This is a genomic window from Actinosynnema sp. NPDC023658 (assembly GCF_040639995.1).
Lineage (GTDB): Bacteria > Actinomycetota > Actinomycetes > Mycobacteriales > Pseudonocardiaceae > Actinosynnema.
Genome location: NZ_JBFAAX010000933.1, coordinates 1 through 1,232, shown reverse-complemented (window position 1 = coordinate 1,232; position 1,232 = coordinate 1). Strand labels below are relative to the sequence as shown.

General features: G+C 72.3%; 1 protein-coding gene and 1 pseudogene. Both read right to left on the bottom strand.

Annotation, left to right across the window (positions count from 1 at the left end):
• Positions 1-240: pseudogene (locus tag AB0G02_RS36585) on the bottom strand (3-oxoacyl-ACP synthase); the annotation flags it as partial.
• Positions 241-251: 11 nt separating this feature from the next.
• Positions 252-1,232 (bottom strand): alpha/beta fold hydrolase (locus AB0G02_RS36580; RefSeq protein ID WP_360803986.1); only part of this gene is annotated, 981 nt, incomplete at its 5' end.

The following is a 1,232-nucleotide window of genomic DNA, read 5'->3' as shown; positions in this document are numbered from 1 at the left end:
GGAGTTGTGGTAGGTGTGCAGCACCGCCCGCACCGGCGGCGGCGAACCGCCCAACGCCTCCTTCGCGGCCAGCACGGCCATCTCGGCCGCCACGTGCGCGTCGGCTACGCACACCGAGGTGATACCGCCGGCGGTGGCCTGCTCGGCGGAGTACCAGCCCCGGGACACGGCGTCGGTTGTGCCGACCCGCGTGGGCAGGTAGGCGCCGAGGCCCGCGATGTACAGCTCGGGCGTTCGCATCCGGGCCCCTCTCAGCGGAGTTTGGCGGCGAGGATCGGCCCGATCTGGGCCAGTGACTCGGGTTGGGTCATGCGGTGGTGCCGGCTGACGATGTCGTGGTTCTCGATGGTGCCGCCGACGTAGCGCCGCCACGCCTCCGGTGTGGCGACCCGCGGGTCCAGGGTGGACGTGAACAGCAGCAGGTCGCCGGGGAAGAAGTCCGGGACGTGCTCGGCGGACAGCCGGGTGTTGTTGATCATGGTGTCCGCGATGGCCGCCACGTGCTGCTCGGACAGGCTGGCCAGCGCACTGCCCCGGCCGCGCAGGATGGCCACGAACTGCTCGAAGGTGACCGGGTCGTCGGTGTCCGGGGTGCCGTCCAGCGTGAACCGCACGGGCTCGTCCTCCTGCGGGGTGCCGAACAGCAGGAGCAGCAGCGCCAGGATGCTGCGTTCGCTGGGCACCGGTTTCTCGGGGAGGTCGCACACCGGGGTGGAGTCGAGCATGGCCAGCGTGGCGGTCCGCTCCCCGCGTCGGTGCAACTCGGTGGCCACCGCGTGCGCGGCCAGACCGCCGAAGGACCACCCGAGCAGGTGGTAGGGACCGGTCGGCTGCACCGCGAGGATCTCGTCGGCGTACTCGGCGGCCATCTGCCGCACCGACGTCGGCAGGGTGCCGGGCCGGGAGAGGTTGCGGGCCTGCACCGCGTAGATCGGGCGGTCCGGGGCGAGGTGCCGGAGCAGGCCGCTGTAGGTCCAGCCGAGGCCGCCAACCGGGTGGATGCAGAACAGCGGTTGCCGGCTGCCCCTCGCCCGCAGGGGAAGGATCACGTCCACCGCCGCGGCGGCCTCGTCCACGTCCAGGCGGGTCGCCAGCTCGGCCACGGTCGGGCGCTCGAACAGGGTGCGCAGCCCCAGCTCGGCGCCCAGGGTCGCCCGGATGCGGGCGGTCAACCGCGTTGCCAGCAGGGAATGCCCGCCCAACAGGAAGAAGTCGTCGTCGATGCCGACCTT